We start from the raw sequence: 17,191 nt of genomic DNA, 5'->3' as shown, positions 1-17,191 counted from the left end.
ATTAGAACGTTCTCCTTCTCATCAAATATAGAAAATAAGGTGCGCCGATAACAGCCATGAGAATGCCTGCTGGGATATCTAGTGGTGCGAACAAGGTCCGTCCGCCAGTATCTGCAAGCAACAAGACGAGCGCTCCAAGTCCCATGCTCATCGGCAGCTGATATTTATAATCGGAGCCCACCATGAGTCTGGCCATATGCGGAATGACGAGTCCTACAAACCCGATCATCCCAATAGCAGCTACGGAAACAGCTGACAAGAAAACGGCCAAAAGGGACAATAATATGCGAATTCGGTTCGTATTCTCACCCAGATTAGACGCGACTTGGTCACCCATACGAATGATATTGGCCTTACGGATGGTGAATATCGACAAAATCCAACCAACGGTCGCGTAAGGAAGGATCATCGTTAATGCATTATTTCCTTTGGCAGCGAGACTGCCATTCAGCCATTGCACCGCGGAGGGAAGTCGATCACTGTACATGATCGTCAAATATCCGATAACGCCTCCGCACAAAGCATTCACCGCAACACCAGATAGAATAATGGTTATCGGTGTAATACCGCTCCTTCTCCACGCGAGTGAGTACACAATGCCAGCAGCAATTACGCCACCTATAAATGCAGCTATTGGGATAAAATTCGTATACGTCGGTGCTGCAAGCATGATAACAAGCACACAAGCTGCGGCACCGCTGGTAACGCCCGTCAAGCCAGGGTCAGCAAGCGGATTACCCATGACAGCCTGCAAGAGGGCACCGGAGATCGCGATATTTGCCCCAATAATCAATGCCAGCAAAACTCGAGGCAATCGAATATCCCAAATGATCGTAGCATTCATGGCTTTGGACGGTGAACCTAAAAGCGTCTTTATAATTTCCGGAATTGAGATCGATACACTGCCTAGACCAATCGCGATGATGGCGACAATCGCTACAAGTATGAACGTTAAGATAACAATCGACTGGTTTCGAGTTCTGCTTATCACTGTGTAACTCCTCGGGTTATTGATAGAAGTAGTTGGAGATTTGAGTCAAGGCTTTATCTACGTTCGTAATGGACGTTACACCAAAGATGCTGTAATCCAATATCTGAATCTTGTCATTCTTATACGCCGAAAGTTGCTTCCAAATGCCATTTTTCTCTACTTCTTTCTTGAACTTATCTACCGTTGCGCCATGATCGCCAGAAGCCAGAACAAGAACAATGTCCGGATCAATAGCAACAACCTGCTCCATGTTAATGGCCGAATAGGTCGCTGTTACCTTCAACTCAGAGGTGGCAATATTATTCGCATTCACCTTCTTCGCAAGACTTCCCAAATAAGACTTTTCACTCATTACCATGAAAGAATCTGCCGTTCCAATCACTAGCATTACCTTCGGTTGTTTCTTGCCTTTGGATTGCTTAATCAAATTATTTTCTTGGTCTAGGATCTTAGTTAGTATTTTGTTCATCTCGTCTGTTTTCTTAAAATAAGTACCCAACACCTTAAAGCTTAGCTTTAAATCTTCGAATGAATCTGTTCGTAAATAGGATTTATCTAGCTTGATTCCTGCCAAATTCTTATCCAATGTGCTTTTGAGTGATTCTGCACCAAGAAGCAGGTCTGATTCCAAGCTAGTGACAACCTCCAGATCCGGTTGCATAGGTGATCCAATACGTTTAATGCCATCAAAAGCAGCTGGAAGCGGATTCGTAGAAGTCGGTACACCTACAGGCGTAATCCCAAGTAAGTGGAGCATTTCAGCTAATGGTACGGATGTCGTTACAATGCGCGTTGGCACCTTCGCTGGAAATTGACTTAGCGCTTGGGTAACTGCCGCTGGATCAACCCCATCATTCGTCAAGCTATATACTTTGTCTGCATCAGCAGCAGCAGTAGGACTAGCTGTAGCTGTAGTTGTAGCTGAACTGGCTGGACTTGGTGTAGCTGTGCTCGTTGTTGAAGCATCCTTCGTCTGTGACGAACACGCTGTCATTACTAATAAACCTGTCAATACTAGAAGTGAAAGAAACCTTTTCAAAATCAAAACCCCCTGATGTATGTACAATGTAATTGATTCTAATAATCATTATCAATAATAATGATAATCATTATCAAAAATGATTCTATCACATTATTTCCCTGCTTTCAATGAGAAAGATTCTTAATGGAACCAAATAGAGCCTGTCACCATAATCCGGTAACAGGCTCATCTTGGTTTTATTTATTGGTTCCAACCATATTGTTCGTATTTTTTCTATCGAATTTAAATGAGTACATGTCTAGATCTGCCGCATGCAGTAAATCATCTAGCGTTTTCGCCTCATTGGGGTACATAGCCGAACCAATCGAAACGCTAATTTCTGTGTCTACGTAAGTCTATAGTGACACACTTGTTCTATACATTTCAAGGAATATTTGGTGTATGATTTGTCTTCAGTTATGGAAAATTTGAAACATGTCTCTTCAATTTTGTGATAAAGTAAGTGTGATCGACATTTTTCTTCCAAATATCCAATACTTCCAACAGGCAGATGAGGTTCGAAATGGCTCTATACTTGGATTTGAAAACCATGCTGCTGACACTTGTCATAGGGCATCTATTTACTGCCGTATTTATTATCGCCTATTGGCGTCAACATAAGAACGAAAGTACAATAAGATACTTTTTCTATGCAAAATGCATACAAGCCGCGGCGTGGCTGATTTTAATTGTTCGTGGCGGTCTGTCGGATACACTTACAATATCCCTTGTGAACTCGTCACTTTTTATCGGTTATGCGCTTGAAATCATCTCCATACTGAAAATCCAGCATGCCCTTAGCAGACTGACACGAAACCTATATATCGCTTTAACTATTACCAATATTGTCGTATTTCATAGCATCCTTCTTTTTTCCAACGAAGAGAAGTTCAGAATTTTCTTTGTTTCCATGGGTATCGCTGCGGGGCTCCTAATTCCAGCATACAGAATGATTCAAAAACGAGGCGCATCCACGTTGACCCATGTCATTGGCTATTTTTATCTAATGATCATTGCAGCTCTTCTAGTTAGGGCCGTCTGTGCGTTAGTCTTCGATACATTGATGAGTTATTATCATATCAACGGAAATCAGACCATGATGCTGCTAGCCCAATATTTCGCTATGATTGCTGGTAATGCGGGATTCATTCTCTTGATGAAGGAACAAACCGATCAGGCCCTGCTTCGACTGGCCAATTATGACGATTTGACGGGGACATTGAATCGCAGGACGTTCATCTCTCACACGAATTCATACATTGCCGCTTATGCGAAGAAAAAGAAACCGATCACGCTGCTGCTTTTTGATATTGATAATTTCAAATCGATTAATGATACGTTCGGTCATGACGTGGGAGATCGGGTGCTTATTGATCTCACAACACGAATGAAGAAACAGTTGGGACCAGATGATCTATTCGCTAGATATGGCGGGGACGAATTTGCCATTATCCTGCCTGGTATAGATGAAACGGAATCATCGCGGTACGCTGAACAGCTTAGACAAGCCGCGGAGGAATCGCACATTTTCGGTTCACCTCTCTCCTATACCATCAGTTTGGGTGTTCTCACGATCATCCCGAATGAAGGGACACATCTTGAAGAGCTTTACTCCACTTGTGACAAAGCCCTCTATCGCGCCAAAAGAAACGGTCGAAACAGTGTGTTTCGAGGACATGTGGACAGACAAGCTGTGCATGCTTAGGTGAATTCATGTATCTGAGCATAGATTTGAAATGAAGCTGTCGCTCTTGCGGCAGCTTTTTGTGTTGGGCAAAAAGACGTCCATCAGATCGCGACTGCCTGACCGCTGTTTGTGACAAACTATCAAACACTTCCTTTTTTGATACGATAGACGACAATTTTCCTGATACTTTTCAAACCATTCTTGTTAATTTATTCCTAAGCACAAAAAACCCTGACAGAGAGTAGGTAGATAGGAATGATTACTCTGAATAATACGCCCATGTATCTCGCGCAATTCGCAAAGTTAATCCAAATGGATGAACATCGGCTATTTCGTATATGCTCGGGAATCGAGGAAAATGGGTATAGATTTAACCGGAACGAACACGGACACATCGATCTGTCGGAGAATGATATTACGGTCGTGTTGAGCTTTTGTTGGTAAAAAAACCCGCTCCATGAGCGGGTTTCAACGTCATTTGTGATTTTTTGGATCTTTTGGCTTCTTAGGTTTCTTATCGTAGTGTTTGTCCGTATAAGCGACATTAGGCGCTTGCAATCCGCCTGCAAGAACAGTCTCTCTGATGTCTTCACCGAGGTAGAAGCTCAAGTGCGGCGGCTGATTGTACGCCGTGTTTTGCCATGCGATGCCGTTCCTGTATACCGGGTCATGCATGAGCGTATAAATCCGGTACTCCGTAGGAATCGTGGTACTGTGGATTCGCAATTCCGAGCTATCTGTTGTAGGCAAAAGAACTTCTTCACGCCAGTCTCCTAGGATATCGGCCTGTAGGGTCGGAGTCGCCTTCGTTCCGTTGTTGCTGACAACGTCTGCAAAGCTTTTCAAAGGCTCCGATTTCTTCGTATTTGGATTAAACTTCGTAATCGATGTATTATCCAGCAACTCATTTAATAAATCCCCATCCCAGTGAAGGGCGAAGTTTACGGATACGCCTGCCGTTCTAAAGCTATCCGCAACGACCTGACCCTGTACGTTATAAATACCTCCGCCAGATGCTGGCGTTGTCCCTCCAGTCCCCCAGAACTCAAAGCCCGGGCTTGCGGTAATATTTGCCGCCAAGCCACGTCCTGTATCTACATATCCATTGTATGACATCAGTGTTTCCCCTGTTGCAGCATCATGGAGCTCTACCGATGCAACAGAAGGGACTTCATGTACGGCCATAACCTGCAAGCCTTCACGAGCTGGATCAAATGCCCCTACATGAAGCGCGTCACCGTGTGAACCCTGTTCACGCTGCATTTCGCCATCCATTTCATAAAGAATGGTGCCGTCCTGATCAAGGGTCAACGAACCAGCGATAATTTCGTCGAAACCATCATTATCCACATCTGCCGTGGCCAGATTGTGGAAGCCTAAGCCTGCCCCACTGCCCGCTTGCGCGGAATCGAAGGTCCACTCTTCTTTGAGCTTGCCATGAACTAAGCTATAGGCCACATACGTAGTCCGTTCATAATAGCCTCTGCCATAGACGGCGCTTGGCTTCACGCCGTCCAAATAAGCCAACCCTGCAAGGAACCGGTCCGAACGATTATGCCAGGTGTCTCCCCATGATGCAACATCCCCTAGCGGAAATGCATAATCAATCGTGTCGATCTCCTTGCCAGTTTCACCTTTGAATACGGAGATATATTCAGGCCCGCCGAAAATATGACCAGCCTCATTCACCCATTTGCCATTATCCGCAGGGTTACCGATTACGCTGATCACCTTGCTGCTATCAAATTTCCCATCCGTTGTCCCGTATACGGTTGTTGCATCCGCCGTTTTAATGAGGAACTCGCTTTTGCCATCCCCATCATAATCCGCGATGATAAATTGATGATAATGGGCTCCAGATGTGAGGTTAAGACCCATATCCATCCGCCACAATAGCGTGCCGTCCATTTTATAAGCATCAAAAATCGTCGGCCCCGTCATCGCATTCTGTGAACTGTCGATGGCATTGGAAGGGTACCATTTCACAACAACCTCGTACTCACCGTCACCGTCCAAATCCCCTACACCAGCGTCATTGACACTATACGTGTAGCTACCTGTGGCCGTAGTTCCTCCTTCAGGCTTTTGCATAGGAATGGACAGATAATCGTTAGCCGCCGCTAGAGTTTCGTCTGTATCCGATGAAACACCCTGAACAAGCGTCTCCACTTCATAGGTGTCTCCGGCGACGCCGGCCGTGTCCGCAAAGTTAGTGACAGACAATGGTGACGTATTCAGCTTTTCTCCATTGCGGTAAATATTGAATGTCACATCGCGATTATATTCATCTGCAAGCAGACGCCAGCTTACGAATATGCCCTCATTTGATTTTAAAGCAATCACGCCTCTGTCCAGCCATTCTGTCTGACGTGCTGTATCTGGCGGAGAAAAACGGTTGTATACATATTGGGTTGCATATCTGCCAAAACCGTTCTCCAAGCTCGCAGGAACCGCAAGCTCACCTTTAAACGTATATACGCCAGCTTCATGAGGATTCCATGGCTTACCATCGTTAACCCACGAACTTACAGGCACGGTTACCTTACTATTATTTGCAAGGGTAACGCTAACGGATTGCGGCAGACCGATGGATTGGATATCCGACGTAGTTTGATCTACATACACGGTGTGATAGGATAATTTATCCACTTTTGTAATTCTATTTTCCGGAATAGGCATATGATAAACACCGAAATTATCGAGGTACGTCGTCCAAGCAATATTATTGCCAGATGTCCGCATGCCCACCAATTTAACCGAAGCGACTGAACCGTCAAAAGCTACACCATTCAACGATGACGTGAATTCTTGACTTGTACCCGCAGCTTTGTCGGTAAGCTTGAATTTAACTACGCCATTTTCCACATCAAGATTAATCCCTACCTTATACCACGCTTGGGGATTGGTAATACCCGTACTAGCGGCAGGCTGCTTTCCTGCAAAATATTGCAGAGGTGCATTATTCGTGTTGTTTACCGTAAACACCGTATTGCCAGAGCTATCGAGAATTCTAAACTCGCCGCCGTTTTCACTGGGATTGTTCGCAGCTTTATCATTCACCTTGCCAGGGTACCAATCAAATTCAACGAGAATCTGGCTGCCTTTTACCGAAGTGCCAAAATTTTTCGTCGCTACACGCCCCCCGCTTTGGTTCGTCTGGGTGAACTGTAGCATGGGTGTGTTATTCCCCATCACTTCATATGTATTAATCGATACCGTAGCATTCGCTGTTACAAATCCCCAATTAACGGGATCAGGCACGACTGAATCACCGAAATCACTATAATAGACGCTATCGAGTTCGGCCCCATTGTTACCAACAGCCGCTGATGCCATCGACCAATTCGGAATAAAGAGAACGCTCGCAAGAAGTAACGAAGCCATTTTTCTCCATTGCCTGCTATTTCGCATTTTTAAATTCACTCCTTCTGTTTGAGCTGTGAGAGGATCTTGATCATTCCCGGTAAATTTCTCTACGTGCAAGGACATGCATATGCTAAGAAATACATCTACCATCCATCACAATCGTGCGGTTACCATCCCTCCCTGCCGAACAGAATTTACTACAATGACCTATCCGTTATGCGAGTTGAAAATTTGGCCAGTGAATTAACAGTAGAGCGTTACTGGGAATCACGTCTATAAGACATTTCTTTATAAATAAAACTTTATTGAAGCAAGCCATTTGGAAGACATATGACATTTTTGACTACACTTCTCTTTTCTTGATCTGACAGGTAAGAAGCTTATATGAACGCGAAAAAATAGACCTCCTTGACCACTTTGTGGGCAGGTGAGGTCTATTTTCTAGTCATCCATATCGACTACTTGGTATTCGCGAGTCCATTCATCTTTTCCTGTGATTCCTTGTATATGCGCACAAGCGATTGTACCTTATCAAATTCATCATCACCCGGACCGTAATTATCCATAAACATTTTTTTTAACAGACCCGCGTAAAAGGTAACTCTTTGCTCAATTAAATTATGTTCGATTCGGATAATCTCCTCAATGGAATGATTCCCGATAAATTCTTCTTCCGTTTCCTGAGCGGGATCATTCCACTGACTTCCCCTTCTCTCGGCAGGATTGACCCCTTCTGGCTCTCTCGATGGTTCCAGATCTATGGATGTTCTTAAACTCGACATCGCAATATTTTGTTTTGCTAGCATGATTTGAAAATATTTATTTTTAAAAAGATCCAGAATGACAAGTCTGCATAACTCGCGATTCTTGAGGAGAATTCCATCAAACGGATGGATCGTCCAGTAACCATTCTTGAGAAATAGATTCAACTTGAAAAGTTCGCTGCCATAGATGTATTCCATATTAATATTTGTATCTGAAATGAGTTCAAAAGAGAATTCTAACATATATGCAACCTCCTGAAACGATACCCTTGGGGAAATCCGACTCGTTCATTTATTTGCTTCCTACAATCCATCTTAAACCCCAGTCAAATGCCTTATCCAGCTCGGGATGTCCCTGATAATGTCGGACGATTCGTTCAATACTGAACGTCTCATCCTTTACATTTTGAATCAAAGCAATTGCACACATAGGGAGATCGTTGTCGTGCTCATCAAGTTTAACAATGATGTCTGGACCGCCATTTTGTTTAATAGTTACAATGCCGTCAGCCTCAGACCAACTCGAAACACCCTCATAGATGAATGTGAAAATAAGGATACGCCTGAAATCTCTTAGGTTACTTCCATTGATACGAATATTCTCACCCGTTTTAACGGAACCTGTCCGATCATCCCCATCAAGAGCTATATAGGGTTCACGCGTAAGCGACCCAAATGACTCACCTAGTGCCTGAATGACTCCTTTTCTGCCATCCTTGAGTTCATAAAGACAGGCTAAATCAAGATCGATAGATGATTCCCCCCAGAAGCCTCGGTTGCTTGCTGTTTGTTGATTCCAATTTAGGTTGACTAAGATTTCCCCCAGATCGCCCGACTTCTTCTCAAGGTTGATCTTATCTCCCTTTTTCATTAATTCAATTTTGGAAAAATTGATCTTTGGAAGCTTATCCTGTTTCGGTTCAGGCGGAGCGATCAACATTTCTTGCGCTTTTACTGGTTGCTGATCGTTCCTCACCTCAATACCATAGCTCCTACACAGAGCTTTCAGGCCTCCAGCGTATCCAGCACCGATTGCGCTGAACTTCCACTCCCCGTTGTATCTATATAATTCTCCTGCAACAATCGCCGATTCTATGGAGAAATGGTTTCCTAAGTCATAACGAAGTATTTCCTGCCCTGATGCTTGATTAATGAAACGGATATAGACGTTACTGACCATGCTAAAATTTTGACGCCTTGCTTCACTTTCATAGATGGTTAGCGTAAACGCAATTTTATCAACTACAGGTAGAACTCGATTGAGCTCTATATGAAGTTCCCTTTCATTTGCCTGCTTCTCTTTGTATGTCATAAAGCTATTGCTCGGGTTCCCGTAAAAGATAAGATCTTCATCACCTCGAACCTTACCGCTCTGCGCAAGCAAAAAGGCTGAAGTATCGAGCTCTATGTGTTTTGGGGCATGCCAACCGATAAAGACAGTCAGATTGGAAAGCGTGGTATGTACTTTCGTTATATCCACCTTTTGTCCTTTGATAACAGCAACGACGGTCATGTTGACTTCACCCTTCTTTGTAAAAGATGTAAACATGAGGGCGGCAACCAGAAGGCAGCCACCCTGTATAAGCCAACTCTTAGCTCAAACCGTAATTCGTAACTAGGGCAGCCAAACCGCCTGAGAAACCACTGCCAACAGCTTGGAATTTCCAATCACCACCATAACGATAAAACTCGCAGAAGACGACAGCTGTTTCAACGGAAAAGTCTTCACCCAAATCATAGCGAAGAATTTCATTCTTATTAGCTTCATTTACGACTCTTACGAATGCATGGCTAACCTGTCCAAAATTTTGAGCACGTTGATTTCCATCGTGAATCGTAACCGTGATGCCAATCCGACTGATGGATGGCGGGACTTTGGCAAAATCAATGATGATTTGTTCATCATCCCCGTCGCCCTCACCCGTACGATTGTCTCCAGTATGAACAACAGCGCCCTCATAGGCTTTGAGGTTATTATAAAAAACGAAATCCGCTGCTGATTTTGCTTTGCCATCTTCATGAAGGAGAAACGCAGATGCATCGAGATCGAAATCTCCACCGCCATTATATCTATTGGTATCCCAGCCAAGTCCTACAATTATTTTCGTTAGACCTGGATTGGTTTTGGTTAGGTCAATGCGTTGACCTTTGGATAAATCAATCGACATGGTTATCTCACCTTTCAGATAAAATAATGGACATTACATCATCGGTCCCTACAGCTAGTATATCGTTTCAACTACATAACCCGCAATGATTCGACTCCTAAAATTTCCCTAAGAAGGTAACTGCTCACACGGAAGAAAGAGGACTTCACAGCCATTGTGAAACTCTATCTAGTAATAACCCATCAGATCTGTTATTTTCGCCTGTAACGAAGTCTTTCATATAATAAGAAAGGTATTTGCCATAGCTGCTGTCTGTTTTAGACAACAGTTCATCAACAAAATAGATACCCGTAGGAATCTCATCAAGCAGCAGCGTAGATATAGCCCCATAGATGCCGCATGCTACTTGGAAATAGGTGGCGTTCGTCTTGAACTCCGCAAATATGCTTTGATTACTCATGACGTTGTACATAAATCGTTCCTTATCTTTATACACGAGAAGCACACCTACCAAATCCTCCCCATCCAGTTCAGCCTCTGCAGGGTCTAACACCTTATGATTCCAATTCCAAAGAGCCTCAGCGTTGCCGAGATTGGCACGGAGTAATTCCGTTGTAACGTCATTCACCCGATATATAAAGCCTGTCTCCATGTCATATGCTTTTCCCAACGTAATAACCTCTTCATGCGGCATCAAACATCCATAAAACTGTTTGTTTCCGAGAGATACCTTAAACGCCAGCTCGTACACATCGTTATAAAGAAATATAGGCCTATTTTGCTTCATAAACATCGGATAGTTTAATAAGGCTTCATCCAAGAAGCATTCGGGAGACCATGTGGAGTAAATCGTTTTTTTCTGAACTAGCGACCGATCGGCGTAAAATGAATTATCCTGCTCAACGATATAGCAGCCTAGCGGGGTTTCACCGGGTGTTTGCTTCATCATGTCCAAAGCCATCCACTGCACAACGCCTGGATTCATGCCGGATCCGATAATCGCTTTCATATTCGTGAAGCGTCCTCTATTTTCTTGGAATATGCGGTATCTTTCCAATAATGTAAATCCTTCAAGCTCTATGTTTTCATCCACCATTCTATTTTCTAAAGCAGTATTTATATACGGAATACCTAGTTCATTACAACACTCCAGCATCTCGACGGTATCTGCCCAAGATAGGTCGATGACAAGCGTTGTCTTCGTGCGGGTTAAATGCTGTCGGAACATTTTCAGATTACCCAAATTAAATTGATGCAGCGTAATGGCGTGGCTTAAATGGGGGAGAAATGATTCGTAATAGGTCATGTCCTTTTGTTTCTGATCGATTAAATGAATGTCGCAGTGGCTAATAAACGGATGGACGGGATCACCGATATCCTGAAACGATTTATTTAATACGGCCAGAACGGATTTAGCCACTCCACCAGCGCTACCGAGAATACTAATGGTTAATTTCTGATTGTCCACATCTACTCATCTCCTATTTACCTAAAGTACATCTTAATAACATCACTTCCGGTATCCAGTAATATCCCCCTCTCCTACTAATCTCGTACTTATCATTCATAGAATATGTATTTTAATAATAATTTGACTGTGTCAGCTATCATGTAAGGATAATTATTCATCGATACAATATCCTATTTTTCGATTCCAATAAGGCTATTAAACGAGCCCATTCTACTAGCATTGCATAAATAGTAGTAGTACTAGTCGAGGAGAGTGGTGGCTTATCAAAACATTCACAGCAATCTTAAGAGGAAGAAATGAAGTTCCCCCTGTACGAACTATAGCTAGTGGAAATGCCTTACTACAGCTGAACAACAGAGGGAACCAACTCAGATTTATTCTTGTCGTCCGAAATATTTCTCGCGTGACGCAAGGACATATTCATCTTGGACAAGTAGGCCAAAACAGTCCCGTTGTTGCATTCCTGTTTGGTCCATCTAAATTTGGTATTTCTGTAAGACGAGGAGTCGTTCGAGGCATATTGACGGGTGCAGATTTAGTCGGCCCACTTAGAGGGAAATCGATTCAAGATTTGGTACGTGAGTTCGAAAATGGCAATGCCTACGTGAATGTCCACACCATTCAAAATCCAGATGGCGAAATTCGAGGTCAAGTCACTCTCTAAGAGGAACTTTGAATTTGAGCGGGAAAGTATGATACGTATGAACAGGATTTGGGGACAAGCCTGTTGCATCTTAAGCTCTTAAAAGAAAGGCTATGTTAAATTTTATTGTTGATAATTGATTACTCCGAACAAAAATGGGGCATAATAGAAGATATAATGATAGTTCGGAGATGATTTAATATGGAGTTAAAGGAAATTAAGAAACTCGCTGCCGCATTAAATGAAAGCGGTAAACAAGAACTTGTATATTTCTTACAGTCTCGAATGGAACCCCTGTCGGCTCCTATTCGTGCAATTGATGAAATCCAGGAGCAAAAACACAAAGCTGGGCTTGTTTGCCCACATTGCGACAGCCATTTTGTTGTGAGATTTGGAAAATACATGATTAAGATGCGCTCTGGAGTTGTCAAACGGCAACGTTACCGTTGCAAAGCCTGCCGTCAAACCTTCAACGACCTCACTAATACGCCTCTTCAACGCACCAGAAGACCTCATCTTTGGGTTCGGTTTATCGAATGCATGATTGAAGGCTTTTCGCTAAGGAAATGTGCCGAGCAATTGGGTGACGAAGTGACACATGTAACCTTGTTTTACTGGCGACATAAAATTCTTTCAGCTCTGAAGCAAATCCCAACCGAAGCATTCCAAGGCATCGTCGAAATGGACGAGACCTATTTCTTGTACTCTGAGAAAGGGAAAAGAAACATCTCTGAACGCAAGTCCCGTAAACGCGGTGGTAAAGCTAAATATCGCGGTATCAGCAACGACCAAATATGCGTATTGGTCGCTCGCGATCGTCAGAAAATGACTTTCTCTGGCGTTCTTGGACGTGGGCGTATTCGGACTACAAAATTGGATGAAGCAATTGGCGGTCACTTATCGGATTCGAACGTGCTTTGTACGGATTCATGGCGAGCATTTAGTTCCTACGCCAATTCGAAAGGGTTAGACCATTACCGCTTCAAATCCGATGGGAAACAGCGTATGAAAGGCGTTTACCACATTCAAAATGTAAATAATTATCATAGTCGTTTAAAACGTTGGATTAATCGTTTCAATGGAGTAGCAACGAAGTATCTGCAACATTATTTAGCTTGGTTCCGTTATCTAGATAGCAAGGAATATGAGAATACAACATCGAATAAGAAGAATATGTTGGTTGCTTCTTGCCTGTTTGCTGTAAATGAGACAAACAATAAACTTCGACGAACGGCTTCTTCTTGCTGAACTAACTGGCAGATTAGCGTGAAAAAAGGAGATGATTACTTTCAAATCATTAATTGCAATTCTTGCAATCTTGATGGTATTAACAGGATGTTCTTCGAAATATAGCCCAGAGTTAGCTAAAGAAAATGGAGATGTAGTAGTGGACTATGGGATAGTTGGCAATGTTGAGAAACTTGATGCATTTATATCTAATATAGATAAGAATCAAAGAGCTGAAGTGAAAATCACGCGATTCACCAAAGAAGGAGATCCTGTTTTCATTTATTTAAAATATGATGCGAAAAGCATTAAGGTTAATAGGGATTCTTCAATGGACAAATTTGGCAGTGGAAATAGTAAATCATATATCTGTTCACAAATGAAAAAAGAAGTAAAAGAAAAAGGAACAAACTACTCACTTGACGGTTGCGAACAAAGTCTCGATGGGGATTTGTTATTTGTACCAATTAAATAAAGTAAGAGTTGTTATTCAACAGTCGGGTACTTCAGTAAACAATAGGGAAACGATAGTTAAATTAACCGCCTTTTCAAAGGACGGTTTTCTTTTGGGGCTAAAAACAACATTAAGATTTAACATAGCCTATCAAAAAGAAGTGAAACTGGCTTTGCATATGGCATATAATTCCGCAAATCTGCCCGTTAGCCACACATGCAGCGCWWGCGCTGCATGTGTGGCTAACGGACTTTATTTTCCACTAACGATCGATCTTTATTTCCCTTGATCATCAGCAGCAGCTGGTGGAGGAAAATAAAGTTTGTTAGGACAAATCAATATTTCCGCGGATTACTTATTACCATTATGATTGAAATTACTTTTGATAAGTTTGTTAGTGCGGGGCATAATCGCGTATTTACCGGCAAAAAATGGAAAATAAAGTTTGCTAGTGATTTATGCAATTTGTAATGACAATAAAACCATAATGGAAAAGGCTGACGATCATGGAATGAAAGTCAGCCTTGTCACGAATTATGATTTATTTTTTATTTTTGGCTGCCCACACATCAAGTTGCTTTTGTTTCTCTGCAATAATTTTGTCGGAACCCGCGGCTTTGTATTTCTGCAAAAATTCTGGAAGAACTTTATCGATATCAACAGCACCTGCTCCTAATATTGTAATGTATTGTTTTTCGACGTTTGCGACAGCCGCGATTTCATTCTTCACCGGTTCGGCATTGAAATGGAAGCCCAACGCGATCGATGGAGAGGAAGAATCATTATACTTCTTCAATTGACTGACGAAATCAGCCGGATAGGCTTTGTTCAATAACTGAATGTATGAATTCTGCCATTCCCAAGTCAAATTCGGATTGTAAGTGAGCTTGGCTGGATCGGATCCAGGCGGGAAGTCAATTCTTCCATCAGGAAGTTTGACATAGTTCCGACCTTCGATACCGAAATTGGTCAGGTTTTGCAGATATGGGTCGCCCATTAGCAGGTTAATAAACATCATAGATCTCTCAGGATCCGCCGCAGTTCTTGGAATCGAAGTTGAGACAAAGTAACTGCTATACGTGTCAAGGATCGGCTTACGAAGTGTTTGCTTCACAAATTCATATTTAGAGCCGATACCGACAGATACCTCGGCTTCGATGCCGACCTTATTTTGGCCGATCAGGGCATGAAGCTTGTTATCCGCAAGAGCGGCAGTATGATTGAAGCTTGGGTTCGTCTCATCTTTATTAATGTAACCGGCTTGATACCACTTTTGAACCAACTTCAAATTCTCAACGACTTCCGGATCTTCATACGGATTGACAACTTTTAGATTATTGTTTCCTTTCAATAAACCTGGTCCTTCAGCAAGTGTTTGATAACCCAGCGACATGAAAAGAGCTTCAGAGCTAGTCATAACAGTGAAATTAGGTTCCACTTTCTTCGAAGCTTCCCAAACTTTCGTCAAATCCGACCATTTCGTGATGGTCGACAAATCGATTCCCGTTTTTTCAACGATATCTTTACGAATTACCGGTCCGTACGAACTGCCGAGAATATTAATGAACGGAACTCCGTAAAGCTTACCATCGAATTTGGCCCCATCGATCAAGCTAGGCGGCATAGACTTCTTGATGTCCGTCCCGTATTTGTTGTAAAGGTCTGTCATGTCCACAAAAGAACCTTTGGCGATCATCTGAGGGAAATTCAACATCGAGCCGGTGCTCAGGACGTCGATCTTTTCGCCGGAAGCAATCATCATCTCGATTTTTTGAGAGAATGATCCCCAATCCAGCACATGCATCTGAACTTTAGCATTGATTTTGTCTTTTGTGTATTTGCTTATCTCGTCACTGATCAACTGGTTATCGACTTCTTCTTTGTTGCCAACATAGTACCAATCAATTGTTACTTCTTTTGCAGGTTTTGTACTCACATTCTCAGTAGCTGCTACAGTCTTAGAATCAGATGACGGTGTGACGCTGGTGTCGTTACTGCTCTTGCCGCAGCCTGACATCACGAGTGATAGTGCAAGCGTTGAGGAAACTAACAGAAACAATGACTTCTTGACCTTGAGTGATTTCATATTGCCCCTCCAATTTAAATTATATATTTGCTAATCGCTTTCACGAATATAGCCGAACTGAATCACTAGCCTTTAACAGCCCCAATGGTAAGACCCTTTACGAAATATCTTTGCAGGAACGGATACACCAAGATGATCGGACCAATTCCTAGAATGGCCATCGCCATTTTCGCTGATTCACTGGGACGGATGGCATTCGCCGTTCTCGCACCAAACGAGCTTGTGTTCAATACGTCGATGCTGGCATTTACTTTAAACAACAGAAACTGCAAAGGATACATCTTCTTATCATCAATGAAAAGCAAGGCGTTGTACCAGTCATTCCAATAGCTCAAGCTGAGAAATAAACCAACGGTAGCCAAGCCTGGCAATGCCAGTCGTATTGCGATTTGAAAAAAGATTCGGTACTCACCCGCTCCGTCCAGCTTGGCCGATTCGATGAGCTCTTTCGGAATGTTGTGCTGCATAAAGGTTCTTAAAATGATGACATAAAATCCGCTTACCAGTTGCGGAAGAATGAGCGCCAAGTACGTGTTTTTGATACCCAAACCTTTGACGTACAGAACATACCAAGGAACGAGTCCCCCATTATACAGCATCGTGAACGCAATAAATAATGCGAAATATTTGCGGTAAGCAAAGTCGTTCCTGGATAAGGGATAAGCGCACGCAGCAGTGATTAGGACACCCAGCACCGTTCCGCTTACAGTCACAATACCGGAAACAAAATATGAGCGAATGATTTCCGTAGCATCGGATAAAACGAAACGGTAGCCATCCAAGTTGAACGATTCAGGAAAGAATGAGTAACCGCTTCGCATAATACTACTTTCGTCCGTAACAGAAATGACTAGAACCAATAAGATTGGCAGAATACAAAACAAACAAAAGAGAATAAAGAATATGTCAATGAAGAGTTCGGCCGGCCTGGAAATGGCGCCGGGTGGTCTACCTGATGCTTTCATGTGGCACCTCCTAGAATAAAGCACTATCTCTATCGAATTTCTTTACAACCAGATTACTGACCAAAACCAGTATCAACCCGACGATCGCTTGGTAAAAGCCCGCAGCCGAAGCCATTCCCAGATCCCCCGTGATGGTTAGTGCATTATATACGTAAGTATCGATGACAAGTGTCGAGTCGTACAAGGCGCCAATGTTGTTCGTCGTTTGGAAGAAAAGTCCGAAATCGGAGTAAAAAATGCGCCCCAAAGCAAGCAGGTTCATAATAATGATAAAAGGAGTCAGGAACGGAATCGTAATGTATCGGATTTGTTGCAACTTCGAAGCTCCGTCGATCTGGGCGGCTTCGAAATACTCGTGGTTAATACCTGTAATTCCCGCCAAATAAACAACGGCATTATATCCAGTCC

The 17,191-nt window shown here is 42.9% G+C and carries 15 protein-coding genes; 4 read left to right on the top strand and 11 right to left on the bottom strand.

Annotated elements, in window-relative coordinates; translation table 11 throughout:
* Position 1 precedes the first annotated feature (1 nt).
* From AC1DVJ_RS05430 to AC1DVJ_RS05420, 3 genes are all read right to left on the bottom strand, one after another.
* The gene (locus AC1DVJ_RS05430; protein WP_477588974.1) at positions 2-991 is read right to left on the bottom strand and encodes a FecCD family ABC transporter permease; all 990 of its coding nucleotides are present in this window, start codon (positions 989-991) and stop codon (positions 2-4) included.
* 16 nt (positions 992-1,007) lie between these two features.
* Complete coding sequence (locus AC1DVJ_RS05425) at positions 1,008-2,030, bottom strand: ABC transporter substrate-binding protein (RefSeq protein ID WP_477588972.1); 1,023 nt, start codon at positions 2,028-2,030, stop codon at positions 1,008-1,010.
* Positions 2,031-2,209: 179 nt separating this feature from the next.
* Positions 2,210-2,350, bottom strand: coding sequence for a hypothetical protein (locus AC1DVJ_RS05420; protein WP_477589266.1), 141 nt, complete (start codon positions 2,348-2,350; stop codon positions 2,210-2,212).
* A 185-nt stretch (positions 2,351-2,535) separates the two neighbouring features.
* On the opposite strand from AC1DVJ_RS05420, the gene AC1DVJ_RS05415 reads away from it, so the two are divergent.
* A complete protein-coding gene (locus AC1DVJ_RS05415) occupies positions 2,536-3,717 on the top strand; it encodes a GGDEF domain-containing protein (RefSeq protein WP_477588971.1) in 1,182 nt (393 codons plus the stop codon).
* A gap of 456 nt (positions 3,718-4,173) precedes the next feature.
* Here AC1DVJ_RS05415 and AC1DVJ_RS05410 read toward each other — a convergent pair whose 3' ends face one another.
* The 5 genes from AC1DVJ_RS05410 to AC1DVJ_RS05390 form a co-directional block, all read right to left on the bottom strand.
* Positions 4,174-7,110, bottom strand: a complete 2,937-nt coding sequence (locus tag AC1DVJ_RS05410; RefSeq protein ID WP_477588969.1) for a rhamnogalacturonan lyase — start codon at positions 7,108-7,110, stop codon at positions 4,174-4,176.
* 413 nt (positions 7,111-7,523) lie between these two features.
* Positions 7,524-8,072, bottom strand: coding sequence for a hypothetical protein (locus tag AC1DVJ_RS05405; RefSeq protein WP_477588967.1), 549 nt, complete (start codon positions 8,070-8,072; stop codon positions 7,524-7,526).
* 49 nt (positions 8,073-8,121) lie between these two features.
* A complete protein-coding gene (locus AC1DVJ_RS05400) occupies positions 8,122-9,378 on the bottom strand; it encodes a TerD family protein (RefSeq protein ID WP_477588966.1) in 1,257 nt (418 codons plus the stop codon).
* Between the two features lie 43 nt (positions 9,379-9,421).
* A complete protein-coding gene (locus tag AC1DVJ_RS05395) occupies positions 9,422-9,997 on the bottom strand; it encodes a TerD family protein (RefSeq protein WP_477588965.1) in 576 nt (191 codons plus the stop codon).
* A 145-nt stretch (positions 9,998-10,142) separates the two neighbouring features.
* Positions 10,143-11,405 carry a Rossmann-fold NAD(P)-binding domain-containing protein gene (locus tag AC1DVJ_RS05390; RefSeq protein ID WP_477588964.1) on the bottom strand — a complete coding sequence of 421 codons (1,263 nt, stop codon included), beginning with the start codon at positions 11,403-11,405 and terminating at the stop codon, positions 10,143-10,145.
* 226 nt (positions 11,406-11,631) lie between these two features.
* Here AC1DVJ_RS05390 and AC1DVJ_RS05385 point away from each other — a divergent pair, with 226 nt between their 5' ends.
* The 3 genes from AC1DVJ_RS05385 (at position 11,632) to AC1DVJ_RS05375 (ending at position 13,753) form a co-directional block, all read left to right on the top strand.
* Complete coding sequence (locus tag AC1DVJ_RS05385; protein WP_477589265.1) at positions 11,632-12,072, top strand: CHRD domain-containing protein; 441 nt, start codon at positions 11,632-11,634, stop codon at positions 12,070-12,072.
* Positions 12,073-12,252: 180 nt separating this feature from the next.
* The gene (locus tag AC1DVJ_RS05380; RefSeq protein WP_477588963.1) at positions 12,253-13,299 is read left to right on the top strand and encodes an IS1595 family transposase; all 1,047 of its coding nucleotides are present in this window, start codon (positions 12,253-12,255) and stop codon (positions 13,297-13,299) included.
* Between the two features lie 31 nt (positions 13,300-13,330).
* Entirely contained in the window at positions 13,331-13,753 is a 423-nt protein-coding gene (locus AC1DVJ_RS05375; protein WP_477588962.1) for a DUF4362 domain-containing protein, read from the top strand.
* A 520-nt stretch (positions 13,754-14,273) separates the two neighbouring features.
* On the opposite strand, the gene AC1DVJ_RS05370 is transcribed toward AC1DVJ_RS05375, so the two are convergent.
* From AC1DVJ_RS05370 to AC1DVJ_RS05360, 3 genes are all read right to left on the bottom strand, one after another.
* Positions 14,274-15,818 carry an ABC transporter substrate-binding protein gene (locus AC1DVJ_RS05370; protein ID WP_477588961.1) on the bottom strand — a complete coding sequence of 515 codons (1,545 nt, stop codon included), beginning with the start codon at positions 15,816-15,818 and terminating at the stop codon, positions 14,274-14,276.
* 65 nt (positions 15,819-15,883) lie between these two features.
* Positions 15,884-16,783: a carbohydrate ABC transporter permease gene (locus AC1DVJ_RS05365; protein ID WP_477588960.1), complete on the bottom strand. Its 900-nt coding sequence runs from the start codon at positions 16,781-16,783 to the stop codon at positions 15,884-15,886.
* A 10-nt stretch (positions 16,784-16,793) separates the two neighbouring features.
* The coding region (locus AC1DVJ_RS05360; RefSeq protein WP_477588959.1) for an ABC transporter permease subunit at positions 16,794-17,191 on the bottom strand (398 nt) is incomplete at its 5' end.

The sequence above is a fragment of the Paenibacillus sp. P4_A9 genome (assembly GCF_056402415.1).
This window is presented reverse-complemented; position numbering and strand designations above follow the sequence as displayed.